24 protein-coding genes are annotated in these 24,561 nt (G+C 68.3%); 14 read left to right on the forward strand and 10 right to left on the reverse strand.

Translation table 11 applies throughout. The annotated features are described in order from the left end of the window. Positions 1–9: 9 nt before the first annotated feature. Positions 10–477, reverse strand: coding sequence for a hypothetical protein (locus HTUR_RS07025; protein ID WP_012942626.1), 468 nt, complete (start codon positions 475–477; stop codon positions 10–12). Between the two features lie 229 nt (positions 478–706). Here HTUR_RS07025 and aroC point away from each other — a divergent pair, with 229 nt between their 5' ends. Next, complete coding sequence (aroC, locus tag HTUR_RS07030) at positions 707–1,858, forward strand: chorismate synthase (protein WP_012942627.1); 1,152 nt, start codon at positions 707–709, stop codon at positions 1,856–1,858. A 90-nt stretch (positions 1,859–1,948) separates the two neighbouring features. Then, positions 1,949–2,458, forward strand: a complete 510-nt coding sequence (locus tag HTUR_RS07035; RefSeq protein ID WP_012942628.1) for a VOC family protein — start codon at positions 1,949–1,951, stop codon at positions 2,456–2,458. Between the two features lie 38 nt (positions 2,459–2,496). On the opposite strand, the gene HTUR_RS07040 is transcribed toward HTUR_RS07035, so the two are convergent. Then, positions 2,497–2,901, reverse strand: coding sequence for an OsmC family protein (locus HTUR_RS07040; RefSeq protein ID WP_012942629.1), 405 nt, complete (start codon positions 2,899–2,901; stop codon positions 2,497–2,499). Positions 2,902–3,127: 226 nt separating this feature from the next. Here HTUR_RS07040 and HTUR_RS07045 point away from each other — a divergent pair, with 226 nt between their 5' ends. From HTUR_RS07045 to HTUR_RS07055, 3 genes are read left to right on the forward strand one after another with little or no spacing between them, the layout of a single operon-like run. Next, positions 3,128–4,174, forward strand: coding sequence for a thiamine pyrophosphate-dependent dehydrogenase E1 component subunit alpha (locus tag HTUR_RS07045; RefSeq protein ID WP_012942630.1), 1,047 nt, complete (start codon positions 3,128–3,130; stop codon positions 4,172–4,174). Continuing rightward, positions 4,171–5,178 carry an alpha-ketoacid dehydrogenase subunit beta gene (locus HTUR_RS07050; RefSeq protein WP_012942631.1) on the forward strand — a complete coding sequence of 336 codons (1,008 nt, stop codon included), beginning with the start codon at positions 4,171–4,173 and terminating at the stop codon, positions 5,176–5,178. Before HTUR_RS07045 ends, HTUR_RS07050 begins: the two co-directional genes overlap by 4 nt. 28 nt (positions 5,179–5,206) lie before the next feature. Continuing rightward, entirely contained in the window at positions 5,207–6,226 is a 1,020-nt protein-coding gene (locus tag HTUR_RS07055; protein WP_012942632.1) for an NAD(+)/NADH kinase, read from the forward strand. An 18-nt stretch (positions 6,227–6,244) separates the two neighbouring features. On the opposite strand, the gene HTUR_RS07060 is transcribed toward HTUR_RS07055, so the two are convergent. Continuing rightward, a complete protein-coding gene (locus HTUR_RS07060; protein ID WP_226377489.1) occupies positions 6,245–7,756 on the reverse strand; it encodes an E3 binding domain-containing protein in 1,512 nt (503 codons plus the stop codon). A 77-nt stretch (positions 7,757–7,833) separates the two neighbouring features. After that, positions 7,834–8,772, reverse strand: a complete 939-nt coding sequence (locus HTUR_RS07065) for an alpha/beta hydrolase (RefSeq protein WP_187291475.1) — start codon at positions 8,770–8,772, stop codon at positions 7,834–7,836. Between the two features lie 332 nt (positions 8,773–9,104). On the opposite strand from HTUR_RS07065, the gene HTUR_RS07070 reads away from it, so the two are divergent. Beyond that, a complete protein-coding gene (locus tag HTUR_RS07070; protein WP_012942635.1) occupies positions 9,105–11,006 on the forward strand; it encodes a 2-oxoacid:acceptor oxidoreductase subunit alpha in 1,902 nt (633 codons plus the stop codon). A 3-nt stretch (positions 11,007–11,009) separates the two neighbouring features. Continuing rightward, entirely contained in the window at positions 11,010–11,945 is a 936-nt protein-coding gene (locus tag HTUR_RS07075) for a thiamine pyrophosphate-dependent enzyme (RefSeq protein ID WP_012942636.1), read from the forward strand. A gap of 81 nt (positions 11,946–12,026) precedes the next feature. On the opposite strand, the gene HTUR_RS07080 is transcribed toward HTUR_RS07075, so the two are convergent. Together HTUR_RS07080 and HTUR_RS07085 are read right to left on the reverse strand one after the other, a co-directional pair. Next, on the reverse strand, positions 12,027–13,190 hold the full coding sequence (locus tag HTUR_RS07080; protein ID WP_012942637.1) for a LolA family protein: 1,164 nt from the start codon (positions 13,188–13,190) through the stop codon (positions 12,027–12,029). Between the two features lie 81 nt (positions 13,191–13,271). Continuing rightward, a complete protein-coding gene (locus HTUR_RS07085; RefSeq protein ID WP_012942638.1) occupies positions 13,272–13,592 on the reverse strand; it encodes a hypothetical protein in 321 nt (106 codons plus the stop codon). A 143-nt stretch (positions 13,593–13,735) separates the two neighbouring features. Here HTUR_RS07085 and lrpA1 point away from each other — a divergent pair, with 143 nt between their 5' ends. The 3 genes from lrpA1 (at position 13,736) to HTUR_RS07100 (ending at position 15,450) form a co-directional block, all read left to right on the forward strand. After that, positions 13,736–14,164 carry an HTH-type transcriptional regulator LrpA1 gene (gene lrpA1, locus HTUR_RS07090; protein WP_012942639.1) on the forward strand — a complete coding sequence of 143 codons (429 nt, stop codon included), beginning with the start codon at positions 13,736–13,738 and terminating at the stop codon, positions 14,162–14,164. A 131-nt stretch (positions 14,165–14,295) separates the two neighbouring features. Continuing rightward, positions 14,296–14,793: an SRPBCC family protein gene (locus HTUR_RS07095; RefSeq protein WP_012942640.1), complete on the forward strand. Its 498-nt coding sequence runs from the start codon at positions 14,296–14,298 to the stop codon at positions 14,791–14,793. Between the two features lie 63 nt (positions 14,794–14,856). Further along, positions 14,857–15,450, forward strand: coding sequence for a nitrous oxide reductase accessory protein NosL (locus HTUR_RS07100; RefSeq protein WP_012942641.1), 594 nt, complete (start codon positions 14,857–14,859; stop codon positions 15,448–15,450). 24 nt (positions 15,451–15,474) lie between these two features. Here the strand turns inward: HTUR_RS07100 and HTUR_RS07105 are convergent, their stop codons facing one another. Further along, the gene (locus HTUR_RS07105) at positions 15,475–16,344 is read right to left on the reverse strand and encodes a DMT family transporter (RefSeq protein ID WP_012942642.1); all 870 of its coding nucleotides are present in this window, start codon (positions 16,342–16,344) and stop codon (positions 15,475–15,477) included. Between the two features lie 57 nt (positions 16,345–16,401). Here HTUR_RS07105 and HTUR_RS07110 point away from each other — a divergent pair, with 57 nt between their 5' ends. Then, positions 16,402–16,704: a hypothetical protein gene (locus tag HTUR_RS07110; protein ID WP_049941647.1), complete on the forward strand. Its 303-nt coding sequence runs from the start codon at positions 16,402–16,404 to the stop codon at positions 16,702–16,704. On the opposite strand, the gene HTUR_RS07115 is transcribed toward HTUR_RS07110, so the two are convergent. Next, positions 16,653–16,868, reverse strand: coding sequence for a hypothetical protein (locus tag HTUR_RS07115; RefSeq protein ID WP_049941648.1), 216 nt, complete (start codon positions 16,866–16,868; stop codon positions 16,653–16,655). The two genes, HTUR_RS07110 and HTUR_RS07115, sit on opposite strands and share 52 nt — an antisense overlap. 76 nt (positions 16,869–16,944) lie before the next feature. Here HTUR_RS07115 and HTUR_RS07120 point away from each other — a divergent pair, with 76 nt between their 5' ends. Continuing rightward, on the forward strand, positions 16,945–17,163 hold the full coding sequence (locus HTUR_RS07120; RefSeq protein WP_049941649.1) for a hypothetical protein: 219 nt from the start codon (positions 16,945–16,947) through the stop codon (positions 17,161–17,163). Between the two features lie 64 nt (positions 17,164–17,227). Here HTUR_RS07120 and HTUR_RS07125 read toward each other — a convergent pair whose 3' ends face one another. Further along, a complete protein-coding gene (locus HTUR_RS07125) occupies positions 17,228–17,836 on the reverse strand; it encodes a class I SAM-dependent methyltransferase (RefSeq protein ID WP_012942643.1) in 609 nt (202 codons plus the stop codon). Between the two features lie 127 nt (positions 17,837–17,963). Here HTUR_RS07125 and HTUR_RS07130 point away from each other — a divergent pair, with 127 nt between their 5' ends. Together HTUR_RS07130 and trkA are read left to right on the forward strand one after the other, a co-directional pair. Continuing rightward, positions 17,964–18,599, forward strand: coding sequence for a TlpA family protein disulfide reductase (locus HTUR_RS07130; RefSeq protein ID WP_012942644.1), 636 nt, complete (start codon positions 17,964–17,966; stop codon positions 18,597–18,599). A gap of 147 nt (positions 18,600–18,746) precedes the next feature. Beyond that, positions 18,747–20,078 (forward strand): Trk system potassium transporter TrkA, encoded by a 1,332-nt coding sequence (gene trkA / locus HTUR_RS07135; protein WP_012942645.1) that lies wholly within the window; start codon positions 18,747–18,749, stop codon positions 20,076–20,078. Between the two features lie 15 nt (positions 20,079–20,093). Here trkA and HTUR_RS07140 read toward each other — a convergent pair whose 3' ends face one another. Then, entirely contained in the window at positions 20,094–24,458 is a 4,365-nt protein-coding gene (locus HTUR_RS07140) for a sister chromatid cohesion protein PDS5 (protein ID WP_012942646.1), read from the reverse strand. Positions 24,459–24,561 lie beyond the last annotated feature (103 nt).

Consider the following 24,561-nt stretch of genomic DNA (forward strand, 5'->3'; position numbering starts at 1 on the left):
TCCTCGAGGCTAGCAGTGGTCGGACTCGGGTTCGAACGTCGACTCGAACTCGCCGTCCTCGAGGACGAACAACTCCGTCGCCGGACAAGGTTCGTCGAACGACGACGGCTCGAGCGTCGTCTCCGCGACGGTGGCGTCGTCGACGGAGACGACCACGGCGTACTCGTCGCGGTTGCGTATCGTGACGACGACGTGGGCGTCGGACTCGAGGTCGTAGCTCCCGTCGAACGTGGCCGTCTCGGAGTCGATCTCGAGCCCGACCGACCGCTGTCCGTCGATCAGGTTCCAGAGACGGACTCGGTGGGGTGAACCGTCGACCGACTGGAAGCCGACGGTCGCTCGAGCGATCGGGTCGTCGGGATCCGATGGGACCTCCGGGGTCGTCGACTCTTGGAGGACCGTCGCCTCGGTCGAGACACAGCCCGCGATCGCGGCACTCGAGGCGGCGACGCCGGCGAGCAACGAACGGCGGTTCATAGTGGCTATTACGTACACCACTTGGCGCAAAGATGCTTTGGGTGGGCTGAGGCGACCGAATTCAGGGTTTCACGAGAGTCTGCACGGCGGTCATTTCGCGGCCGGTGCTCGAGAGGGGTTCGCCTCGACGCCGCGTTCGGTCGAGTCGCTCGAAACGGAACCGGGTCGGCGGCGACCGACCGTCGGAGATCCTGCACCGCTAAGTGGCCCCGTCCCCGAGAGACCCGTAATGAACGGCAACCGCTTCGGTCGCCTCTTCCAGGTGACCACGTTCGGCGAGAGCCACGGGGAGGCGATGGGCTGTACCATCTCGGGCTGTCCCGCCGGCCTCGAGCTCTCGGAGGAGGACATCCAGGAGGACTTAGATCGGCGAAAGCCGGGCCAGTCGATGATCACGACCAGCCGCGGCGAACCCGACGACGTCTCGATCAAGTCCGGGATTCAGGACGGCTACACGACCGGGACGCCGATCGGGCTGGTCATCCAGAACAAGGACGCTCGTTCAGGCAAGTACGAGCCGTTCATCACCGCACCCCGTCCGTCCCACGGCGACTTCACCTACTCGGCGAAGTTCGGTACCCGTAACTGGGGCGGCGGCGGCCGCTCGTCGGCCCGCGAGACCGTCAACTGGGTCGCCGCGGGCGCGATCGCAAAGAAGCTCCTCGCGCGCGAGGGAATCGAACTCAAGGCCCACGTCAACCAGATCGGCGACGTCGAGGCCCCCGAGGTAAGCTTCGAGCAGATTAAGGAACACTCCGAGGAGAACGACGTCCGCTGTGCCGATCCCGAGACCGCCGCGGAGATGCAGGAACTCATCGAGGAGTACCAGGAGGAAGGCGACTCCATCGGCGGCTCGATCTACTTCGAGGCCCAGGGCGTCCCCGTCGGCCTCGGCGCACCTCGGTTCGACTCGCTGTCCGCGCGACTCGGACAGGCCATGATGGCGGTCCCGGCGACGACGGCCTTCGAGTTCGGCCTCGGTCGCGAGGCCCGCGAGTGGACGGGCAAGGAGCGAAACGACGACTGGGAGTTCGACGACGAGGGGAACCCGACGCCCGTCGAGAACGACCACGGCGGCATCCAGGGCGGCATCTCGAGCGGCGAACCGATCTACGGCGAGGTCACGCTCCACGCACCTACGTCGATCCCCAAGTCCCAGCAGACCGCCGACTGGGAGACCGGCGAAATCAAGGAAGAGAAGGTTATCGGCCGCCACGACCCCGTCCTCCCGCCGCGAGGCGTCCCGGTCGTCGAGGCGATGCTCGCGCTGACGCTCGTCGACTTCATGCTGCTGTCGGGCCGGCTCAACCCCGACCGCGTCGACGACCAGCCCGGCGAGTACGACACGGACTACCACCCGAGCAACCCGCAGAACGAGTGACCAGGTAGCCGATCGAGGCGCCGGTCGGCCGTATTCTCAATCGCTTACATCGGTACTAAACGATAACTCGTTCCGCGTCGACGCCCGTATATGGGTACTGGTAACATCCCACAGTTGGGCGTCGAGATTCCGGAACTCTCGCAGGTCGCGTTCGTCGTCGAGGACCTCGAGGACGGTATGGATCGATTCGACGGCCTCCTCGGCATCGGACCCTGGGAGATCTACCGGTTCGAACCGCCCGCACTGACCGATCGGACCTACCGCGGCGAGCCTCACGAGTACTCGATGCGCCTCGCGCTCGCGCAACTCGGCGAGACGATGATCGAACTGATCGAACCGCTCGAGGGGCCGAGCATCTACACCGAACATCTGGAGGAACACGGCGAGGGACTGCACCACGTCGCCTGTTTCGCGTTCGACGATCCCCACGCGGTCGTCGACGAGTTCGAGTCCGCGGGGCTACCTGTGCTCCAGAGCGGGAACTTCGACGGCACCGAGTTCTGGTACTTCGACACCGCCGACGAACTCAACGGCGCGATCTTCGAGACCGCGGCGAACGTGGACGCGATGCCTGAGCCGGACGCGACCTATCCAGAGTAGCGCGGCCGCGCAGGCGCGACGCTCCCGTCGTGGGCCGCCTACAGCCGTTCCCATGAGACGTCCATCGGCGTCTCCTCGTCGACGAGCTGCGAGACGTGACAGCCCCGCTCGCCGAAGTCGACGAGGCGATCGACCGTCTCGTCGTCGGCGTCGGTCTCGAGTCGGATCGTCGCCTCGAGTCGGTCGACCGAGCCCCGTTCGGGTTCGGCCTCGGTCGTGACCTCGATGGTCTCGACCGGCGTCTCGCGCTTGTTCGCCTGGAAGCGAACGCTCAGCGAGAGACAGGAGGCCAGCGCGCCGAGGAAGACGTCGACCGGCGTCGGCCCCGTCTCCGAGCCGCCGGCCGACTCGGGTTCGTCGAACCGCCACTCGAACGAACCGGCCTCGATGGTCCCGCCCATCCCCTCCGGGTTCCGGGCGGTGACGGTTCGCTCGGGCATCATTCGCGGACCACCTCGGTCGACGTCGGTACTGATGCTGGCGTCGGCGACCGCAGTTCCGATTCCGCGCCGTGATCGACGGACTGCGAGCGGTCGAGGTCCCGTCTTCGGTGTGTTGGTACGCGCATCCCGTTCGATCCTCACCGTTGGGAGGCATAAACGACCGCCTACGGGCATCGGCCTTGCTCACCGTTAGCATTATACTTTGGTTTGTGGTACCGTGTGTCGCATGGCCGACTATACACTAGACACGGAGGAGGGGCGACGGGAGGCGCTCCGTCGGATGCTGACGATTCGGGAGTTCGACTCGACGGCGGGTGACTACTTCGCCGACGGAGAGATTCCCGGCTTCGTCCACCTCTACATTGGGGAAGAGGCAGTCGGCGTCGGTACGTGTGCCGCGCTCGAGCCCGACGATTACATCGCGAGCACGCACCGGGGCCACGGACACTGCATCGCGAAGGGATTGGACCCGAAGCTGATGATGGCCGAGCTGTTCGGCAAGCAGGATGGCTACTGCAACGGAAAGGGCGGTTCGATGCACATCGCCGACGTCGACTCCGGGATGCTCGGCGCGAACGGCATCGTCGGCGCGGGGCCGCCGCTGGCGACGGGCGCCGCGCTGTCGATCGACTACGACGACCGCGAGCAGGTAGCCGTCGGCTTCCTCGGCGACGGTGCCGTCGCACAGGGGCAGGTACACGAGGCGATCAACCTCGCAGCGACCTGGGACCTGCCGGCGGTCTTCGTCGTCGAGAACAATCACTACGGTGAGGGGACGCCAGTCGAGGAACAGCACAACGTCGACGACCTGAGCGACACCGCCGGCGCCTACGACATCCCCGGCGTCACCGTCGACGGAATGGACGTCACGGCCGTCGCCGAGGCCATCGAGGAGGCGCGCAAGCGCGCTCGAGACGGCGACGGTCCGACCATCGTCGAGGCCGAGACCTACCGCTACCGCGGCCACTACGAGGGCGACGAGGAGCCCTACCGGGACGAAGACGAGATCGAGAAGTGGAAGGAGCAGGACCCGATCGACCGGTTCTCGGAGCTGCTGGTCGATCGCGGCGAACTGACCGAGGAGGAACTCGAGGAGCTGCGGGACGAGATCGAGACGGAGATCAAGGAAGCGGTCGAGTACGCTCAGGACGCCCCGCTACCGGACCCGAGCGAAGCCTACGAGGACATGTTCGCGGAGATGCCACCCGAGATCGAACGGTTCGCCAGCCAGGCCCGTGCGGACGGCGGTTCGCTCGGAGGTGATCGGCGATGACCGCCCAGGCCGAGATCGAGCGCGCCGAGGAGACCGAGACAATGACCGTCCGCGAGGCGATTCGGATGGGGCTGCGCGAGGAACTCGAGCGCGACGAGGACGTCTACCTGATGGGCGAGGACGTCGGCAAGTTCGGCGGCGTCCTCGAGGTGACCAGCGGCCTCTGGGAGGAGTTCGGCGATGAACGCGTCCGCGACACGCCGATCAGCGAGGCCGGCTTCATCGGCGCCGCGACCGGCGCCGCCGCGACCGGGACCCGACCCGTCGCCGAGCTCATGTTCTCGGACTTCATGGGCGTCTCGATGGAGCAGATCATGAACCAGATGGCGAAGATGCGCTACATGTTCGGCGGGAAGACGGAGATGCCCGTCACCGTCCGGACGACCGAGGGCGGCGGCATGGGCGCCGCGAGCCAACACTCCGGCACGGTCCACACCTGGATCGCCCACTTCCCCGGCCTGAAGGCCGTCGCGCCGGGCACGGCCGCCGCGGCGAAGGGGCTGACGAAGGCCGCGGTCCGGTCGGACGACCCCGTGTTCGTCTTCGAGAACAAGATGATCTACGAGCAGCAGGGCGAGGTCCCTACCGACGAGGAGTTCACCGTCCCGCTCGGCGAGGCCGCGGTCGAACGCGAGGGCGAGGACGTCACCGTCGTGGCGACCCAGCGGCTCGTCGGCGAGAGCCTGCAGACCGCCGACAGCCTGGCCGACGACGTCAGCGTCGAGGTCATCGACGCCCGCTCGCTGTACCCGCTGGACACGGAGACCATCGCCGAGAGCGTCCGGAAGACGGGGCGGCTAGTGGTCGCCGACGAGAGCCCCCTCTCCTACGGCGTCCACGCCGAGATCGTCAGCCGCGTCCAAGAGGAGGCGTTCTTCAGCCTCGACGCCCCGATCCAGCGGATCGGGACGCCGGACACTCACATGCCGTTCAGTCCCCCGCTCGAGCAGGAGGTCCTCCCCGACGGCGACGACGTCCGGGAGGCGATCGAGCTGATCACGTAGCGATGGCAGCGAGCCACGGGGCCGACGCGTGACCCGCGTCGGACTCATCGCGAACCCGGCTGCCGGTCGCGACATCCGGCGGCTCACCGGCGGCGCGAGCGTCGTCGACAACTACGCCAAGCGCCGCGTCGCCGAGTGCGTCCTCGAGGGGCTGGCCGTCGTCGCCGAGCCGCCTGACGTCGCGGTCATGCCCGACCGGAGCGGGATCGCCGACCACGCCGTTTCCGAGGCGCCCGACGACCTCGCGGTCGAACGCGTGGAGATGACGGTCGAGGAGTCGGCCGCGGACACGCGACGGGCGGCCGCGCGCTTCCGCGAGAGCGCCGATGCCGTCGTCGTCCTCGGCGGCGACGGCACCACCCGCGACGTCGCGCTCGAGATCGGCGACGTTCCGCTGGTTTCCGTCTCGACGGGGACGAACAACGTCGTGCCGACGCCGGTCGACGGCACCGTCGCTGGGGCGGCCGCGGCCGCGGTCGCGACCGGCGCCGCGGACGCCGACGCGGTAACCGATCGGCACGGGCGGATCGACGTTCGAGCGGACGACGTCAACGGCGAGAAGCGACTCACCGGACTGGCGGCGGTCGAGATCACGGACCGATCGTTCGTCGGCACGCGGGCCGTCATCGATCCGTCGGAACTGATCGGCGGCGTCGTCTCGCGGGCGCACCCGAGCGATATCGGCCTCGGGAGCGTCGCCGGCTGCCTCGAGCCGCTGGCGCCCGACGCGCCGGGCGGCGTCGCACTTCGCCTCGACGATCCCGAGGTGACGGCACGATCGGTCTCGGCGATCGTCGCGCCCGGGATGACGGCGACGATCGGAGTCGCCGAGCGCGACCGGCTGGAGTGGGACGAGCCGGCGACCTTCGACGTGTCGGACGTCGTCGTCGGCGCGGACGGCGAGCGCGAACTCGAGGTCGTGGACGCGACGGTCGAGATGACGCCGACCGCCGACGGGCCGCGACTCGTGGACGCCGACGCCGCGCTCGGCGCCGCCGTCGAGGCGGGCGCGCTGGTCCGCGACGGCCCGCTGCTCGAGGAGCGGTAGCGACTCTCGTTTTCGCGACTACTCTCGGCCGCGGTACGACCCGAGAACGAGTTCCGACGCTCGCTCGGCCCGTTCGAACAGTTGCTCGAGGAACGCGGCCGCCTCGTTGCCGCCGATCGCGCGTGCGTCGTAGGTCAGCGTCGCGACCACGAGCGGCTCGAGGGTCACGTCGTTACCGTTCGAAACGGCTCGCTGCCCGGTCGGATCGACCTCGAGGGTCGCGACGGACGGCGGATTGACGAGTCGCCCGTCCGCCTCGGTCTCGGCGGCGTTCGCGACGGTGAACGTGGCCCGCTCGTCGGAGGTGGCGGCGTCCGCGTCGTCGCCGTCGACCGCCCGCCGCGCCTCGACGACCTCCGAAAGCGAGCGGTTCCGAGCGTCCGGGACGACCACGGAGACCGGCCCGTCCTCGCTCCCGGCGACGAGCGCGACATTTTGCCGCTCTCGGACCTGATGGGTCGATTCCGCGTACGTTCCGTTCAGCACTGGGTGGTCGGTGAGCGTCGCCGAGGCGAGAACGACCAGCAGGTCGGTCATCGTGACCTCGTCTTCGAAGGCCGTCCGCACCGCTTCGGTCGCCTCGAACAGCGCGTTCGCGGCCGCCGGCGCGGCGACGGCCGTCGTCCGGTGGTACCGATCCGTCAGCGGGTCCCCGGGTTCGATCCGGCGGACGCCGGCGGCGTCGGTCGGTGCCGCCGGTACTTCGACGCCGGCCGTTGCCTCGCTCCCGGCTTCGGCTCCGGCCGCAGCGGTAGTCTCCACCTCTGGCGCCGATTCGGCCGCCGCCTCCACGTCGTCCTCGGTGACCGATCCCATCGGCCCGGTCCCCTCGACCGCCGTCAGATCGACCTCGAGTTCCTCCGCTCGTTTCCTCGCGCGGGGCGAGGCCTTGATCTCTTCGCCCTCCGTCGATTCGGCCGCGGTCGCCTCCGCCTCCGCATCCGCTTCGGAAGCCGATTCCGCCGCGGCCTCGACGTCCTCTTCGGTGATCGACCCCATCGGGCCCGTCCCCTCGACCGCTGTCAGATCGACCTCGAGTTCCTCGGCGCGCTTTCGCGCGCGCGGAGACGCCTTGAGGTCCTCGGACGCCCCGTCCGACCCGCCGCTGGAGGGCTGCGCGGCGGCCGCGTCGCCGCCGTCGGCGCCGTTCGCCTCGGGCGTCGCGTCCGCGTCTCCCGCTGTGGCCGCGTCCGACGCCGCGTCGGCGTCCGGACCGGCGGCCGCGGCGATCTCGGGAGCTTCTTCCTCGAGTTCGGCCTCGGCGTCGGCCCGCAGGTCCGAGATGTCGGCGTCCGGCGCCGCCAGGATGCCGATCGGCGTTCCCGGCGGTACCTCCTCGCCCTCCTCGACGTAGACGTGCCGGAGCGCCCCGGACCCGCGGGCGTCGACCTCGCCGATGCTCTTCTCCGACTCGACCTCGACGAGGACGTCGCCTTCGTCGACGGTCTCCCCTTCGTCGACGGTCCACTCGAGGACGACCCCGCGTTCCATCTCGAGACCCAGCTTTGGCATCTTGATAACGTATCCCATGACACCGATACGCATCACATCCCGTTACTAAAACGTATCTCCCGTCCCGCGGTTTCGGACGGTGAGGGAGTCGGCCGTCAGCGGACCGCGCCCCCGACCGCCGCTCCGACCTCATCGATCGCCTCTCGTGCACGATCGAGTTCCGGATCGTCGAGCATCGGCAGGAATCCGTGGATCATCTCGTCGTACTCGAGGTGCCGAGCGGGAACACCGGCGTCCTCAAGTCGATCGACGAACGCACGTCCGTCGTCCCGAACCGGATCGAAGCCGGCCGTCACGACGAGCGACGGCGGCATCCCCTCGAGGGTCGCCCGAATCGGTGACGCGTAGGGGTGGCGCCCGTCCAGTTCGCTCCGGAGATACCCCTGCCAGAACCGCTTCATATCCTCGCGGGTGAGGAAGTAGCCCTGCGCGTTCTCCTCGTAGGAGTCCGTGTCGAACGCGTAGTTCGTCGGCGGATAGAGCAGCGTCTGGTGGTCGATCGTCGGCCCGTCCCGATCGCGGGCGAGCAGCGCCACACCCGCGGCGAGCGTGCCGCCGGCGCTCTCCCCGCAGGTGGCGAGCGCGTCCGTCGTGGCGCCGATCGCCGCCGCGTTATTCGCGACCCATCGCGTCGCGGCGTAACAGTCCTCCAGCGCCGCCGGGAACCGGTGTTCGGGCGCGAGCCGGTAGTCGACGGCGACCACGACGCAGTCCGTCGCGTCGGTGAGCGCCCGACAGAGCGCGTCGTGGGTCTCGAGATCGCCGAGGATCCAGCCGCCGCCGTGGTAGAACAACAGCGGCGGAAACGGTCCGTCGCCCGACGGCGCGTAGATCCGGATCGGGATCTCGCCGGCCGGACCGGGCACCGTCCGGTCCGTCACGGAGCCGACTGCGTCGACCGGCTCGTCGGGAACGGTGAGTTCGCGGTACGTCTCCCGGGCCGCCTCGAGCGAGAGGCGATAGAGCGGCGGGAGCCCCCGGTCCGACAGGTCGTGGAGAAACGCTTCGACCTGGGAATCGAGCAATACTGACATGGTATGGCACACCATCCATGTGTGCCCGTATAAGTCCACCTCCGGTCCGACTGAGTCCTACGGAGGCAAGATGGTGTACGGACGAACCGTTTTCCAGTATTTTGGACAACATTCATCGAGGTTATCAGATATGAAACGCTGGGAACGGAATCTGTAATCATTAATCACGGGCAATTTTTCGTGAACCTTCCGGACGAATTGGGTAACGTAGGCGAGATAAAATGGATGGTTGTTCATTCTTCACGATAGATCTATGGCAATGTATAGCAAAGGCTTTAGGTCACGTAGAGCAAAATCCTGGTACGGTCGGCCCACCGGCCACTGATTTCACTATGAGCGACGAACTTATCTGGCGAATCGCGGGCGGTTCCGGCGACGGAATCGACTCGACGAGCCAGAACTTTGCCAAGGCGCTAATGCGCTCGGGGCTCGACGTATTCACCCATCGTCACTATCCGTCGCGAATTCGCGGCGGCCACACCTACGTCGAGATCCGGGCCGCAGATCGGGAGGTACAGTCACGGGGAGACGGGTACAACTTCCTGCTGTCACTGGGCGACTCGTTCGCTCGGAACCCGCAGGAGGAGGCCTACTACGGCAACGAGGAGATCAAGCCCCTCTCGGAGAACCTGGACGAACTCCGCGAAGGCGGAATCATCGTCTACGACGAGGGTCTGATCAGCGAGGAGGACGTCGAGGCCGTCAACCTCCACGAGCGCGCGGAGGAGAACGACTGGCACGTCTTCCCGGTGGATCTCCGAGGGCTCGCCAAGGAGCACGGCCGCGAGGTCATGCGCAACACCGCCGGCGTGGGTGTGACGGCGGCGCTGCTCGACATGGAACTCGAGCACATCGAGGACCTGATGTCCGATGCTATGGGCGGAGACATCCTCGAGGCGAACCTCGAGATCCTCCACGAGGCCTACGAGATGACTCGGGAGGAACACGACTTCGAACACGACCTTCGCGTGCCCGAGGGCTCTCACGAGACCGAGCAGGCGCTGCTGTCGGGCTCGAACGCGATCGCCTACGGCGCGATCGACGCGGGCTGTCGGTTCATCGCCGGCTACCCGATGACGCCGTGGACGGACGTGTTCACCATCCTCAGCCAGAACTTCCCCGATATGGGCGGAGTCTCTGAACAGGTCGAGGACGAGATCGCCGCGGCCGCGCTCGCGGTCGGTGCGAGCCACGCCGGCGTCAAGGCCATGTCCGGGTCGTCCGGGGGTGGCTTCGCGCTGATGAGCGAACCGCTCGGCCTCGCGGAGATGACCGAGACGCCGCTGGTCCTCGTCGAGTCGATGCGTGCCGGTCCCTCGACCGGGATGCCGACCAAGCCCGAACAGGCCGACTTGGAGCACGTCCTCTACACGAGCCAGGGTGACTCCCAGCGCGTCGTCTTCGCGCCCGGGAACATCGAAGAGGCCTACGAGCAGACGCGACTGGCCTTCGAGATCGCCTGGGACTACCAGATCCCGGCGATCGTCATCTACGACCAGAAGCTCTCCGGTGAGAACACCAACGTCGACGTCGAGTTCTTCGACCGCGATCCGCAGCCGGATCTCGGCTCGACGCTGACCGAGGAGGAACTCCGGGAGGCCGCACACGACAACTCCGGGAAGTTCAAGCGATTCAACCACGAGGACGCCGAAAACGGCGTCTCACCGCGCTCGATCCCCGGCCAGAAGGGCGGACGCTACCTCGCGACCGGGAACGAGCACAGTCCCGTCGGGCACATCGAGGAGGACCCCGACAACCGCGTCGCCCAGATGGAGCGTCGCCTCGAGAAACTCGAGTCGATCCGCGCGGAGCTCGACGAGGAACGGGACTCGACCCAGACCTACTACGGTCCGGAAGACGCCGACTACGGCATCATCACCTGGGGCTCCACCCAGGGTGCCGTCGCGGAGGCCATCGAGCGCCTGAATGCGCAAGGTCACTCGGTAAAAGGAATCAGCGTCTCCGACATGATGCCCTTCGCCGAGAAGGAAGTGACGGAGTTCCTCGAGAGCGTCGACGAGGCGATGGTCGTCGAGATGAACGCCACCGCGCAGTTCCGCGGTCTGATCCAAAAGGAACTGGGCCGCTTCGGCGACAAGATGACCAGCCTGCTGAAGTTCAACGGCAACCCCTTCGAACCCGCCGAGATCGTCGAGGGCTACGAGGTCAACCTCGCCGACGAGGACCGTCAGCCAACCGCACAGGTACGAATCGAACCCGCTGCAGGTGACTAACCAATGAGTGCATTCAACGCGATCGGTGAGGAACGCGAGATCGACCGGGACGAGTACACCCCCGGTGTCGAACCGCAGCCGACCTGGTGTCCGGGCTGTGGCGACTTCGGCGTCCTGAAGTCGCTGAAACAGGCGCTTCCCGAAGTCGGGAAGACCCCCGAAGAGGTGCTGACCGTCACCGGGATCGGCTGTTCGGGCAAGCTGAACAGCTACCTGGACACGTACGGTTTCCACACGATTCACGGCCGCTCGCTGCCCGTCGCACGGGCCGCGAAGCTCGCCAACCCCGAACTCGAGGTCATCGCCGCGGGCGGTGACGGCGACGGGTACGGGATCGGTGGCAACCACTTCATCCACACGGCCCGCGAGAACCACGACATCACGTACATCGTGTTCAACAACGAGATCTTCGGGCTGACGAAGGGCCAGACCTCGCCCACGAGCCCGAAGGGTCACAAGTCCAAGACCCAGCCCTCGGGCAGCGCGAAGACGCCGCTGCGGCCCCTGTCGCTGTCGCTGACCGCCGGCGCGAGCTACGTCGCCCGCACCGCCGCGGTCAACCCGAACCAGGCCAAGGAGATCATCGCGGAGGCCATCGAACACGACGGCTTCGCCCACGTCGACTTCCTGACCCAGTGTCCGACCTGGAACAAGGACGCCCGCCAGTACGTCCCCTACATCGACGTCCAGGAGTCCGACGACTACGACTTCGACATCCACGACCGCGCGGAGGCCGCCGAGATGATGCGCGAGACCGAGGACGTCCTCAACGAGGGCACCGTCCTGACGGGACGGTACTACGTCGAGGACGACCGTCCCTCCTACTCTCAGGAGAAACACGCCGTCGGCGAGATGCCCGACCAGCCGCTGGCCGAGCGCTACTTCGATGACGACGCCGAGTGGGAGCGCAGTTACGACCTGCTCGAGCGCCACACGTAACGACGTTCCCGCGGTCAGGGGCGCCGTTCGTACCAATTTCGCCGTTTTTTCGCGGTTCGCTTCGACCGTCGCGAGCGTCCGCTATTCGCAGTCGTCGTCGATCGACTCGGCGACCGACAGCGCCGTCTCGCGCTCGACCGACGCGGTCGTGAAGACGAAGTACGTCCGCTCGCCGCAGGGCCACTCGACGGTCGTCCCGAGATCGCTCTCGGCGACGGTCCCGGACGCGCCGTCGACGGTGACCGCCTCGCCGGCGACGTCGAACGGCCGGGGGCCGTTGCAGGCGCCGACCCGGATCGACTCGCCGACGCTCTCGTCGCCGGCGTACCTGACCGAGACCTCCCGCAGGTCGTCCGCGTACGGGTAGTCTGCGACGGCGGCCGTCGCGCGAGCGAAGCGCTCCGGTAGGCGAGTCGGTTCCGCCATCGTAACTCCTGCGTCGGCCTCCGCGTCCGCGAGCGTGTCGTACCGGTCGAGGTAGGGGAAGACGTGTTCCTCGACGAGGGCGTCGTCAGGTGGGTCGAGCGCGAACAGATCGTCCGCGACCGGTTCGTTCAGCGAGAGCGACGTGTAGATCGCGTCGTAATCGACGGCGTCAGTTTCGACGACCTGTTTGACCGGGAACAGCGTCTCCCGGTCGAACCAGACGTCGATCCGCTCGACGGTCTCCTGCAGTTCGGTCGTCTCTCGCTCTTCCGTCTCGAGCGGGATCACGAACTCCGTGTTGCCGACGAGGACGCCGATCGAGCGCTCGACGGTCTCGTCCGGCGGCGGGTCGAACCGGACCAGGTAGACGTCTCGACCGTCGAGCGTCGTCTCCTCGCGCACCTGCGACTCGAGTTGGTCGAAGTACGTCGTCGTCTCGCCGTAGATGTACTCGATGTGGCTCTCGCCGCTCATCTCGGAGTCCAGCACCGCGATGCGGTTTCGCTCAAGGTCGTGAAACCAGGCCCGTTCCCCGTCGTCGACGTTCCGAAAGGTGGCGTCGTCGCTGGTCCCTTCGACGTACGTTTCGCCGCTGGCGCGCGCCGTGATCTCGTCCACGATGACGCTCGTCGTCCCGTCGCGGTCGAACGTCGTCTCGACGGTCCCGACCATCGTTTCCGGTCGGTCGAGGTCGCTCAGTTCGCGTTCGATCTCCGCGGCCGTCGTCGCGTCGGCGCCGCTCGGGCGGAGACAGCCCGCCGTCGCGGCCGGTAACACACCGGCACCGAGCGCGACGACCCCCCGACGTGTCAGTCGCATACGTCTCCTCTGTCACTGATCTGTTAAATCAATTGTTGTTCGACCGATACGCCGGCGACGGGGCGCGGCTCGAGCGGCGGCTCAGTCTCGACTTCGCGCCCCGAACCCGCGGGCGAACAGTTTCGTCAGGTAGCTCAGCGCGAGCAACGCGACGATGAGCGCGCTGAGCGCGACGGGTTCGAACCCGTAGAGCAGTTCTCGGATCGCGTAGGCCACGACGAGCGTTCCCATGAGCAGGGCCGTGCCGCCGGCCCACCGGGAGACGTACGCCGGTTCGACCGACTCGTCGTAGTCGGCGTGGAGGTCGGCCCGACCGCGGACGGCGATGAGGTAGCCGAGAAACAGGATCGCGACGCCACAGCACAGCCAGACGACCCCGCTGACGTGATTGGGCTCGACCATGTCGGATAGCGACACTGCGACCACCGCGAGAATAAGTCCGGCGATCCAACGGTCGAACACCCCACGGCGGTGATGTTTTCCCCCACGTATCGGTCGTTTTCGGATACAAAAGATATTTTTCCGCCGGAGCAAAAGAGAGTATCATGAGTACACAGGCTACGGAAGATCGCATCCTCGAGGTGTTAGAGGAGGATGCACAGGCGTCCTACGCCGAGATCGCCGAGCGGGCGAACGTCTCGAAACCGACCGTTCGCAAGTACATCAACCAGCTCGAGGAGGACGGCGTCATCGTCGGCTACTCGGCCGACATCGACCCGAAAAAGCTCTCGAGTAAGACGATCGCGATGGTGGGGATCGACGTCTCGAGCGAGCGCTACGTCGAGGCGACGAAGGCGCTGAAGGAGTTAGACGAGGTCGAGGCGCTGTACAGTTCCAGCGGCGACCACATGCTGATGGCCGAGGTCCGTGCGGCCGACGGCGACGCCTTGGGTGAGATCATCTCCGACCAGCTACTCGAGATCGACGGCGTCACTGCGGCACATCCCTCTTTCCTCCAGGAACGACTGAAGTAGTCCGTCCGGCGTCCGCCTCCGACGCTCGAGCGGGCGGTGTGGGGGAGGGTGCGTTCGATACTCGCCGTGGCCGTTCGGTCGGTCGTCGTTTGGCCGTCCCGTTTTCCCGTTGCTCGGCGTAGTCGGGAGCGATGGCGACCTACGAACGCCGGACGACGATCGAGGCGCCGCTCGCCGACGTCTGGGCCTTTCACTCCCGCGTCGAGGGCCTCGAGGCGGTGACGCCCGATTGGATGAACCTGCGCGTCGAGGCGATCCTCGGTCCCGACGGCGAACCCGATCCGGACGTACTCGAGGCCGGAACCGAACTCGCGCTGTCGATACGTCCGTTCGGCGTCGGGCCGCGCCAGCACTGGACGTCGCTGATCACGGACCGCGAGCGCGGCGACGGCAGCGCCTCCTTTCGCGACGAGATGGTCCGCGGTCCGTTCGACCGCTGGGAACACACCCACTCGTTTTTCGCCGACGGCGAGCGGACGGTGCTCCGGGACCGCGTCGCGTACGAACTCCCGGGCAGCGGCGTCGCCGGCCTCGGCCGTCTCACTGACGTCGCCGCGCCGTTCTCGAGGGTCGGCTTCGAAGCGATGTTCCGCACGCGCCATCGGTTGACGAAGGAGCGTCTCGAGTGAGCGGTCGTCGTGATTCGGGAATCGGACCACGCTCGTTTTGCCCGTGGCGGTGGTAGCCGGTGTATGAACGGACCGAACGGGCGTCCCCTCGAGCGACGACGGCTACTCGGCGTCCTCGGGGCTGGCCTCCTCGCGGGGGGCGCCGGCTGTCTGGGTGGGGACGGCGGCGACGGCGAAGACGAAGGAGAAGACGAGCCGCGGACGGTAGACCCGACCATCGAACATCCGGGCGACGAACCCGTCGCGTTCACCGACGAGCAGAACTGTCCGATCTGCAATATGACGCCGGCCGACTACCCCGCCTGGCACGGTCAGGTCGCCCACGAGGACGGGACGGGGGCCGCTTTCGATACCCCGGGCTGTCTGTTCGCCTATCTCGTCATCACCACGTCCGACTCGCCCGTCGCCGGCGCCTGGATCTCCGACTACGAGACGGGCGACCTCATCGACGCGACCGAGGCGTCCTACGTGCTCATTACCGACGAGACCGCCGTCGACGATATCATGAAGATTAACCCGCGGTCGTTCGCCGAGCGGGACGACGCCGTCGCCTTCCTCGAGGAGTACGATGCGGAAGAACTGACCGAGGAGGACATCATCGAGTTCGACGAGATCGACCGCGAGACGGCCGAGATCTATCGCGGCAATCGCATGTGACCAACGGACTCCCCGCCCGTTCCGCTACGTTCGCCGCTGGATCACGATGACGCCGACGACGACCAGCGTGCCGCCCAGCACCGTCGTCGCCGTCACTGGTTCGTCGAGCACTGCCGCACCGAGGACGACGGCGACTGCCGGTTCGGCCGTGCTGATGATGCTCGCCCTGCTCGCCCCGATTCTCGATAGGCCGGCGTAGAGGAGACTAATCGGAATCGCCGTCGAGAACATCGCGAGCGCGATCAACACGCCCCACGCGGTCGGCTCGGTCGCCGCCGGCACCGCGAACGTCCCCCGCGCCGCGCCGATCGCGAGAAACAGGAGCCCCGACGCCGGCAGCACGTGGGCCGTCAGCACCTGCGGATCGACCGACTCGAGGACGCGCTCGCTGCCCAGCATGTAGCCCGCGTAGCAGATCGCCGAACCGAGCACGATGACCACGCCTCGCGGATCGGCACCGGCGGGGTCCGCACCGACGATCAGCGCCACGCCGCCGAGCGAGAGACAGAGCGCCGCGACGAGGGGCCCGCTGATCCGGTCGGGCGACGTGAAGAGCGTGACGGCGACGACGATCGCCGGAAACGTGAAGAGGACGATCGCGACCAGTCCCGCGGTGAGATGCTCGAGTCCCCAGAAGTAGAAGCCGCTCATGCCGCCGTAGCCGCCGATCCCGAGGAGTGCCGCCCAGCCGAGCAATCGACCGTTGAGAAGGTTCTGACGACCCTGTGCGGCCAACAACCCCCAGAGGACCGCCGACGCGATGGCGAACCGAAACGCGAGAATCGTCGGAATCGAGAGGCCGACGTCGCCCCCGAGCGTCCCGAAAATGCCGACGGTTCCGAACCCGACGGCCGACGCGAGCACGTAGCCGATCCCGACCGTCCGCTCGTCCATATTCTCACGAGACCGTCTCGAGCGTATAGCGTCGGCGATTCGACGCGTCCGTTGAGAGTGATTGTCGCTCACAGCGAGCCGTTCTGGAGTCACACCGTCGTCAACTGGACGCGCAAGGTCGTCGTCAGCGTGGCCCGGCTAGATGAACTGATCGGATCGACGATCCTCGCCGTCGTGTTGCTCGCCGAGGTACCCGACGCCGTGACGATCGCCGGCGGTACCGTCGTTCTCGCGGGGATCTATCTCACGATCGTCGGGCGGAACAGCCGCGGCGCTACGGACCGGGCGGAACGGCGTCCGAGAAAACGTTACTCCGAGAGCGTCGTGAGATACTTTCGGCCGTCCTCGGTGATCGTGTAGACGCCGCCCGAGACCTGTCGCACGTGGCCGTCCGACTGGAGATCGTAACACACCTGCGTCACCGTCACCGGATGCTCCTCGAGCGTCGCCGCCAGCGTCCCCACTTCGACCGCGCCGCGCTCGTCGAGGACCCGTAAGAGCCCTCGACTCGAGCAGTTGGTCATTGTATAACCACGTATAACGGAGATATATAAAATAGTAGTTTCGGTACTGGGTACGGAGAATATAATATCAATAAGGATGATAAATCGTCGATCCGACGACGGACGCGCCGCCGAGAGCCGCGACGGCGTCGAGGTGATCACCGTCATGATCGACTCAGTCGCCGAGCAGAGCGACGAGGTCACGGCCGCGGTACGGAGCATCGCGGCCGCCACGGAAGAGCAGACGATGATGGTCGAGAACATCGAAGACAGTATCGAGGCCCTCGAGCGGGACATCGAGGACGTCCTCAACTGACCGGACCGCTCGCGTTTCGCAACAGTACGCTTCAGCCGTAGGATAGCCGCCAGCGACCGACTCGTTACTCCTCGAGCATCGGATACGACTGGGTGCCGCCCCGGGAGTTTCGCGCGACCAGCGTCGCCACCGCGGCCGTCCCGCCCGCGACTGGGCGGCGCCGCTCCGCGTAGGAGAGGATCGTCAGGTCGAGACACGCCCGCAGGAGGTCGTTCGATCGGTACCGGAAGCGCTCGCTCGAGGGGCCGACCTCGACCGGATTCGAAGAGCGGAGGTGGTGTTCGTAGACGAGGACGCCGCCGGGCGCCAGCGCGTCCTTGAGGTCGGGCAGGTGCTCGAGCGCAGCGAAGAAGCTCACGGCGAGCACGTCGTACTCGTCGGTCGGGAGTTCGACGTCGTCCAGATCGGCTCGCTGCCAGTTCACCTCGAGGCCGCGCTCGTCGGCTCGGTCTCGCGCCCGCTCGATCGCCGCGTCGGAGATGTCGATCGCGTCGACCTCGTACCCGTGCTCGGCGAGAAAGAGCGCGTTCCGTCCGGTCCCGGTCGCGACGTCGAGTGCCCGCCCCTCGGGCAGCGTGGCGATCCGCCGCTCGAGTTCCGGAATCGGCTCGTCGGGAAGTTCGAACTCGACGTCGCCGTACCGCTCGTTCCACCGCTCGCGCTCGTCGGTCATGGCTTCCCTAACGGGCGTGGGACAGTTGTCTGTGGCGGTCTCGAGGGGGCGTCGCCGGCAGTGAACTCTTCTTTCGTCGCTCCGTACGGCCGGCCATGCCGGTCCCCGCCGCACGGGGAGTGAGTTGATGAACAGACGCGAACTCCTCGCCGGTCTCGGAAGCGCGGGCGCCCTCGCCGGCGCCGGGACCCTGCTGCGAATCGGGCCGCCGTCGTTCGGCGCCGACGGTCCGGGGATGAGCGACGGCGACGAGTCCCTCGAGGTGGAAACGATCGACGCGCGCGGGAGCGAGGCGGGGACGGTCCGCGTTCCGACCGACGCGGTCACGCTCGTCACGTTTTTCGTCACCGGCTGCGGCAACTGTCAGGCACAGATTCCCGAACTCGCCGCCGCCCGCGATCGGCTCCGGGAGCGACGCGGCGACGCCGTCCGATTCCTCGCGGCCACCTACCAGCGCTCCGAGACGCTGTCGCCGTCCGCGCTCCGCGAGTGGTGGGCGACCCACGGCGGCGACTGGGCCGTCGGCTACGACGCCGGACTGGCCGGCGCCTACGGCGTCGTCGGCTACCCGACCACGATCGTCGTCGATCCGAACGGCGAGAAGCGGTGGCACGAGACCGCCGTCCTCGATCGCGAGACGATCGTTCGGGACGTCGACGCCGAACTCGAGGCCGAGGATACCGACGGTGACCGTGAGAAGGAGCCGTTCGACGAAACGGCCGGCGAGTCGACGGCGTCGCGCATCGGTGACTCAGGGACGTAACGGCGGCTACTGGCGCGGATCTCCGACGATCGAATCGTGGCCGTCGCACAGGGAACGGCGGATCGATCCCGGTCTCAGCCGGATTGTCTCTTCCAGTGACAGGCAAAGGTTTACGACTGCCTCTGACTCAGTAATACGGGATCACAGATGATTCTCATCATCGGTGCCGGGAGCGTCGGATCGAATTTGGCCGCTGACCTCGCGGAATCCAATGATGTGGTTGTCATCGACCGAAATGCGGACCTGGTCGATGAGCTTCGTTCACAACACGACGTGACCGGGGTCGTCGGCGACGGTCGCTCGGCAGCGACGCTCCGGGAGGCGGGCATCGATCGGGCGGAGATCGTCGTCGCGAGCACCGATAGTGACGCGGCGAACGTCATGGTCTGCAACGCGGCCAAGCAGGCCGGCGATCCCCACACCATCGCCCGCGTCAAGGAGGTCGGGTTGTTCGAGACCTGGCAGTCGCTCGACGAGGGGCTCGGCGTCGACACGATGCTGTGTATCGACAAGCTCGCGGCCGAAGCCGTCGTTCGGACGATCGCGCTTCCGGGCGCCCACGCCGTCGATACCTTCGCCGACGATCAGGTGGAGGTCGCCGAGTTCGAAATCGGGGAGGACACGCCGATAACCGGTCAGAGCGTCGCGGAGGCGGATCGCTACGCGTCGACGACGTTCGCGGCGATCCTCCGGGACGACGACGTCATCATCCCGACCGGGGAGACGGTGATCCAGTCGGGGGACTGCGTCGTCGTGATCGGCAGTCTCGCCAGCATCAGCCGCTTTGCGGAGGACGTTTCCGCTCAGCAGCCGTTGAAATCCGAAGACGACATCGTGATCGTCGGCGGCGACGTGCTGGGCTACCAGATCGCACAGCAGTTCGAGACCCGGGGTTGGACGCCGGAAATCGTCGAGCGCGATCCGGAGCAGGCGTCGCAGTTGACGACCCGGCTCCGCGGCTCGTCGGTCGCGGAGACCGACGTGACGAACATCGGCGGCTTCAACCCCGACGTGTTAACGGGCGCCGATCTGGTCGTCGGCACGGTCGACGATAACACGAACTACCTCCTGGCGCAGTTGGCCAGGGAATTCGACGTCGCCAGAACCGCGGCCGTCGTCGACAATCCCGAGGTCGTCGACCTCTTCGAGGAAACCGGACTCGACGTGATCGTCCACCCCGAAGACATAATCGTCAGCGAGATCCTCCGGACCATTTACGAGCCGAGTCCGGAGGAAGTCGGCGTCCTGGGACACGACGACGCCGAAGTGCTCGAGGTCCTCATCGATTCGGAGAGCGCCCTCGCCGGGAAAGCCCTCCGGGACGTTACCGACCAGCTTCCGTCCGGGATCGTAATCGGCGCGATCGTCCGCAACGAGCAGCTGCAAATCCCGCGGGGCAACAAGATCATCCAAACCGGTGATCGGGTCATCGCGTTCGTTGACGCTTCCGTCGCCGCCGAGGTCGCCGAACTAATCTGACCGGATACATCCGGCCTATGAGTCGCCGCCGAATCGGGTGAACAGCCCGGAGAGCGACTCCGTCAGGGACGAGCGACTGCCGCCGAGCGCCGCGACGCCGTCGTCGACCAGCCACAGCGTCGCGCTCGAGACGACGAGTTCTGTCGCGGTCGCCTCGCGCTCGAGTCGCCAGCGCCGGCGTCCGTCGCCGGCCGTCAGCGCGAGCAGGCGTCCGTCGTCGGTCGCCAGATAGACCGCCTCGCCGACGACCGCGGGCCCCGTCGTCGCCGTTCCGACGTCGACGCGCCAGCGCTCGGTTCCCCGCGCCGTCTCGACGGCGTAGCAGCTGCCGTCCGAACTGGCGACGTATGCCGTCCCGTCGGCGACCGCGGGCGCCGTCTCGATCCGGGCGCCGGTATCGAACCGGAACCGGCGCGATCCGTCGTCGCCCGACAGCGCCAACAGCGTCTCGCCGCTGGCGACGTAGACCGTACCGTCGGCGACCGCCGGCGGAGTGCCGATCGGTCGCTCGAAGGTCCGCTCCCAGCGTCGGTCCCCGTCGGCCGCCTCGAGCGCGAGCAGGCGGTCGTCGACGGCGACGTAGACTGTCCCGTCGGCGACCGTCGGCCCGGCGAATTCGCCGGGCCGATCGACCGCCCAGATCGGCCGTCCGCTCTCGAGGTCGATCGCGTGCAGCGCGTCGCTGCCGACGTAGACCGTCCCGTCGGCGACGACCGGCGCCGTCCGGACGCGGCCGTCGGTCTGGTAGCGCCACTCCCGCTCGCCGGTCTCGGCGTCGATCGCGTAGACGGCACCGTCGGCGCTGCCGACGACGACCCTCCCCTCGGCGACCGCGGGCGCGGCCCGGACCGGGCCGCCGGTTTCGAACCGCCAGCGCTCGCGCCCGTCCTCGAGGTCCAGCGCGGCGACGCTGCCGTCGTCGCGACCGACGGCGACCGTCTCGCCGACGACCGCCGGGGCGGCTTCGATCGCGGCGTCTTCGGGATCGTCGCGCCAGCGTTCGGTCGGGCGCCGTCCCAGCGGTCGACCGCCGACTGCGTGACCGGTCCGAGCCGGCCCCGCCCGCGTCATCGGCCAGCCGGCGGCGTCGCCGTCGTCGGAATCGGGGAGTGCATCGGTGGCGTCGGCGAGTCGCGTCGCCGCGCCCTCGGCCGCCGCGGCGACGGCCGGGACGGGGTCGTCGGTCAGCAACTCGATCGCGGGTCGCGTCTCGGTCGCCTCGAGCGCCGCCAGCGTCCGGACGGCTCGAGCGCGCACCCGGCCGTCGGGATCGGTGAGTCGCGACTCGAGGACCGAGAGGGGGGTCCGGCCGACGTCCTCGAGCGGCGACCCGTCGTCCGACTGGGCACACGCGGCCAGCGCGCCGGCGGCCGTTGCCCGGACGTCGGCGTCGGGGTCCTCGAGCGCCGCGAGCAGCGCCGGTACCGCGTTCGCGAACCCGGACGGGTCGTCGTCGGCCATCGTCTCGAGGACCCGGCCGGTGGTGACCCGGACGACGGGACTGTCGGCCTCGAGCCCGCCGGCGATCTTCTCGATTCCGGTCGGTCGGAGCGTCGCCGACTCGTCGGCCAGCACGGCCAGCGCGAGGACGGCGAGGCCGGCGACCCACGGCTCCGCGTCCAACCGGTCGCCCATCCCCGAGAGCTGGGTGTTGATCCCGTCGGTGTGGGTCGGCGTCTCGCCGCCGGCCGCCAGCGAGGCGGCGTCGAGCAGCCGGTTGTCGATCGCCTCGAGACCGGATTCCAGCGCGTCTCCGTCGTCGTGGTCCGTTACCGCGAGAGTCCCGAGCGCGAGCGCGGCGTAGCCCCGGACCGCCTCGTCGGCCGGTGGCGCACCGCTCCCGTCGGGCGTGCCGTCCGCGAGCACGTCTGCCAGTCGATCCCGTGCGGTGGCCGCGTCGTCGGGCGCCGTCGCCGCCAACCGCGCGATCTCCCCGGCGGTCGCGCGCCAATCACCGTCCCCGTCGGACTCGAGCCGATCGACCAGCGCCCCGGTGACGGCGTTGCCGTCGTCCACCGCGACGACCGTCGTCAGCGCCCGTCGGAGCGCCGGCGCGTCTGCTCCGCCCGGCGTGAACCGCTCGAGCAGCGACGAGGCGGCCGCGGCGACCGGCTCCGAATCGCGCTGTGCGACGTCCCCGAGCGCGGCGGCGACGGCGGCCGACCGGTCGTCATCGCCCGACAGCGACTCGAGGACCACGTCGGTCGGCGTCGGCTCGACGTCGGCGTCCGCCGCGAGCGTCGTCGCGAGGGCCTCGAGCGCCGCGACGCGAACGGCCGGGGTGGGATCGACCAGCGCCGCGGAGAGCGCCTCGACGACGGCTTCGGCCTCCGCCCCGGACTCGAGGCCGAGCGTGGCGAGGGCCTCGCAGGCGGCGACGCGGACTCGCTCCGACTCGGCCGTCGTCTCCGCGACGGCCAACGATAGCGCCGGCCGACGGTCGGCAGCGGCGTCGTCTGCGGGTGCGATCTCGGCGAGCGTTCGGCGAACGGTCCGCCGGACGGTGTGGTCCGAATCGTCCAGCGCCGCCAGCAACGAGACCAGCACGCCGTCCTCGCGGACGTCGTCGGGGGCCGACGCCGCGACCCGCGAGAGGACGATCGCCGCGTTGTTTCGAACCGTCGCGTCCTCGTCGTCCAACCGCTCGGCCAGCGGGGCGACGGCGTCGCGAACCGCGAGCGGCCGTTCGGCCGCGACAGAGACGAGGTCGCGCGTCGCGGCCCGCCGAACGGCGGCCGCGTCGTCGCCGAGCCGTCGGATCAGCGATCGCACCGCCGGGTGGGCGTCGGCGATCGCCGACCGCGCGACGTCGGCGAGGCCGCGGGCCGCGTACCCCTGCATCCACTCGTCGTCCGCGTCCGAGGCGGTCCCCGCCTCGCCCTCGAGGGTCTCGAGGAGCGCTGGAACGTCGGTCCCGTCGACCGGCATCTCGCGTGCGAGCGCAGCCAGCGCGTCGGCCGCGGGCCGACGGACCGGTTCGTGGGGATCGTCGACCCGATCCGCGAGAGCGGGGACGACCGGTCGGATCGCGTCGGGCGAGGACGCCGCCACGGCGGCGATCGCCCGGACCGCGTCGAGGCGAACGGTCTCGTCGTCGGCGTCGGCGACGGCGGCGAGTTCGGTGACGACGGGTTCGACGGTATCCGGTTGCGCGTCGGCGACGGCGGCGATCGCCGCGACACCGTGGCTCCGAACCGGCTCGACGTCCGTCTCCAGCCGTCGGGCCAGCGGGCGGACCGCGTCGGTGATAGCGATCGGACGCTCCACTGCGACCGACGCGAGCGTCCCGGCGGCGTCCGTCCGAACGGTCTCGTTCGAATCCTCGAGTCGGTCGACAAGTGCCGAAACGGCGGAGACGACGGTTTGGGGCGCAGTGCCCGAGACCTCGCGGAGCGCGCCGACGCACTCGCGACGAATCTCCGCCGTGTCGTCGAGTCGGTCCGCGAGTCGATCGACGGCGTCGGTGACCGCTTCGGGCCGAGCCGTCGCGATCGCCTCGAGGGCGACGGCGGCATCACGGCGGATCTCCTCCCGGTCGTCGGCGAGTTGGGCGGCGATCGGGTCGACCGCGTCCGCGAGCGCTGCCGGGGAGTCGCGCGCGATCTCGCGGAGCGCGTCCATCGCGTGGCCTCTGATCGCGGCGTCGTCGCCGAACTGCGTCGGGTCGCCCGCAGCGTCTTCCTCCCCGCTGCCCCCGAGCCGATCGACCAGCGCCGGGACGGCCTCGAGGACGGCATCGGGATCGGTCGCCGCGACTGCGGCGAGGATCGCCGTGGCGTTCTCGCGGACGGCGACCGTCTCGTCCTCGGCCGCGGCGGCGACGTCGTCGACAACGGACGTGACCCGCTCGGGCTCGGCGTCGGCGATGGCCGCGAGGGCGTCCGTCGTGCGAACCCTCACGCGCTCGTTCTCGTCGGTCGCGTAGCGTCCGAGGGCCTCGATCGAGTCGACGACGGTGATCGGCCTGTCGGTCGCGACCGACGCGAGCGCATCGGCCGCGTTCGCGCGGACGACCGCACTCGCGGCTTCGCCGCTCGTACTCGAGGCGCTCCGCGCCTCGCCCTCCAGCCGGTCGGTCAGTGTGGGGATCGACTCGCGGACGGCGCCGGGATGGTCGGCCGCGACGGCCGACAGCGCCGCGGCGGCGTGGGACCTGATCGACGGCTCGTCCTCGAGGCGGTCGGTCAGCGACGCGACGGCCGAGCGAACGTCCTCCGGCCGCTCGGCGGCCTTCGTGGCGAGCGTCCGCGCGGCGTACTCCCGGACGTCGGAATCGTCGGCCGTGAGAAAGTCCTCGAGTTGGTCGATTCCGACGGTGACTTCGATCCCGTCTCCGCGTCCGATTTCCCCACCCTCCGCGATTTCGTTAGGTTCTGACATTTTCTGAGTTCCGACGTCCGACGGCGTCGAGAGGTTGCTACTGACATATACGAACACACTCAGTTAATTCTACTCCCGGGAAGGGCCGATTCAAGCGCCGGTC

The sequence above is a fragment of the Haloterrigena turkmenica DSM 5511 genome, assembly GCF_000025325.1.
Lineage (GTDB): Archaea > Halobacteriota > Halobacteria > Halobacteriales > Natrialbaceae > Haloterrigena > Haloterrigena turkmenica.

Excerpts from the sequence above, each read along its gene's own strand:
- HTUR_RS07095 (WP_012942640.1), top strand. The coding sequence starts at position 14,296 with ATGGCGACCTACGAACGCCGGACGACGATCGAGGCGCCGCTCGCCGAC.
- HTUR_RS07130 (WP_012942644.1), top strand. The coding sequence starts at position 17,964 with ATGAACAGACGCGAACTCCTCGCCGGTCTCGGAAGCGCGGGCGCCCTC.
- HTUR_RS07105 (WP_012942642.1), bottom strand. The coding sequence starts at position 16,344 with ATGGACGAGCGGACGGTCGGGATCGGCTACGTGCTCGCGTCGGCCGTC.
- HTUR_RS07065 (WP_187291475.1), bottom strand. The coding sequence starts at position 8,772 with ATGTCAGTATTGCTCGATTCCCAGGTCGAAGCGTTTCTCCACGACCTG.
- HTUR_RS07025 (WP_012942626.1), bottom strand. The coding sequence starts at position 477 with ATGAACCGCCGTTCGTTGCTCGCCGGCGTCGCCGCCTCGAGTGCCGCG.
- HTUR_RS07080 (WP_012942637.1), bottom strand. The coding sequence starts at position 13,190 with ATGCGACTGACACGTCGGGGGGTCGTCGCGCTCGGTGCCGGTGTGTTA.
- HTUR_RS07050 (WP_012942631.1), top strand. The coding sequence starts at position 4,171 with ATGACCGCCCAGGCCGAGATCGAGCGCGCCGAGGAGACCGAGACAATG.
- HTUR_RS07035 (WP_012942628.1), top strand. The coding sequence starts at position 1,949 with ATGGGTACTGGTAACATCCCACAGTTGGGCGTCGAGATTCCGGAACTC.
- HTUR_RS07070 (WP_012942635.1), top strand. The coding sequence starts at position 9,105 with ATGAGCGACGAACTTATCTGGCGAATCGCGGGCGGTTCCGGCGACGGA.
- HTUR_RS07100 (WP_012942641.1), top strand. The coding sequence starts at position 14,857 with ATGAACGGACCGAACGGGCGTCCCCTCGAGCGACGACGGCTACTCGGC.
- lrpA1 (WP_012942639.1), top strand. The coding sequence starts at position 13,736 with ATGAGTACACAGGCTACGGAAGATCGCATCCTCGAGGTGTTAGAGGAG.
- HTUR_RS07045 (WP_012942630.1), top strand. The coding sequence starts at position 3,128 with ATGGCCGACTATACACTAGACACGGAGGAGGGGCGACGGGAGGCGCTC.
- trkA (WP_012942645.1), top strand. The coding sequence starts at position 18,747 with ATGATTCTCATCATCGGTGCCGGGAGCGTCGGATCGAATTTGGCCGCT.
- HTUR_RS07125 (WP_012942643.1), bottom strand. The coding sequence starts at position 17,836 with ATGACCGACGAGCGCGAGCGGTGGAACGAGCGGTACGGCGACGTCGAG.
- HTUR_RS07040 (WP_012942629.1), bottom strand. The coding sequence starts at position 2,901 with ATGATGCCCGAGCGAACCGTCACCGCCCGGAACCCGGAGGGGATGGGC.
- HTUR_RS07115 (WP_049941648.1), bottom strand. The coding sequence starts at position 16,868 with ATGACCAACTGCTCGAGTCGAGGGCTCTTACGGGTCCTCGACGAGCGC.
- HTUR_RS07140 (WP_012942646.1), bottom strand. The coding sequence starts at position 24,458 with ATGTCAGAACCTAACGAAATCGCGGAGGGTGGGGAAATCGGACGCGGA.
- HTUR_RS07120 (WP_049941649.1), top strand. The coding sequence starts at position 16,945 with ATGATAAATCGTCGATCCGACGACGGACGCGCCGCCGAGAGCCGCGAC.
- HTUR_RS07085 (WP_012942638.1), bottom strand. The coding sequence starts at position 13,592 with ATGGTCGAGCCCAATCACGTCAGCGGGGTCGTCTGGCTGTGCTGTGGC.
- HTUR_RS07060 (WP_226377489.1), bottom strand. The coding sequence starts at position 7,756 with ATGGGATACGTTATCAAGATGCCAAAGCTGGGTCTCGAGATGGAACGC.
- aroC (WP_012942627.1), top strand. The coding sequence starts at position 707 with ATGAACGGCAACCGCTTCGGTCGCCTCTTCCAGGTGACCACGTTCGGC.
- HTUR_RS07075 (WP_012942636.1), top strand. The coding sequence starts at position 11,010 with ATGAGTGCATTCAACGCGATCGGTGAGGAACGCGAGATCGACCGGGAC.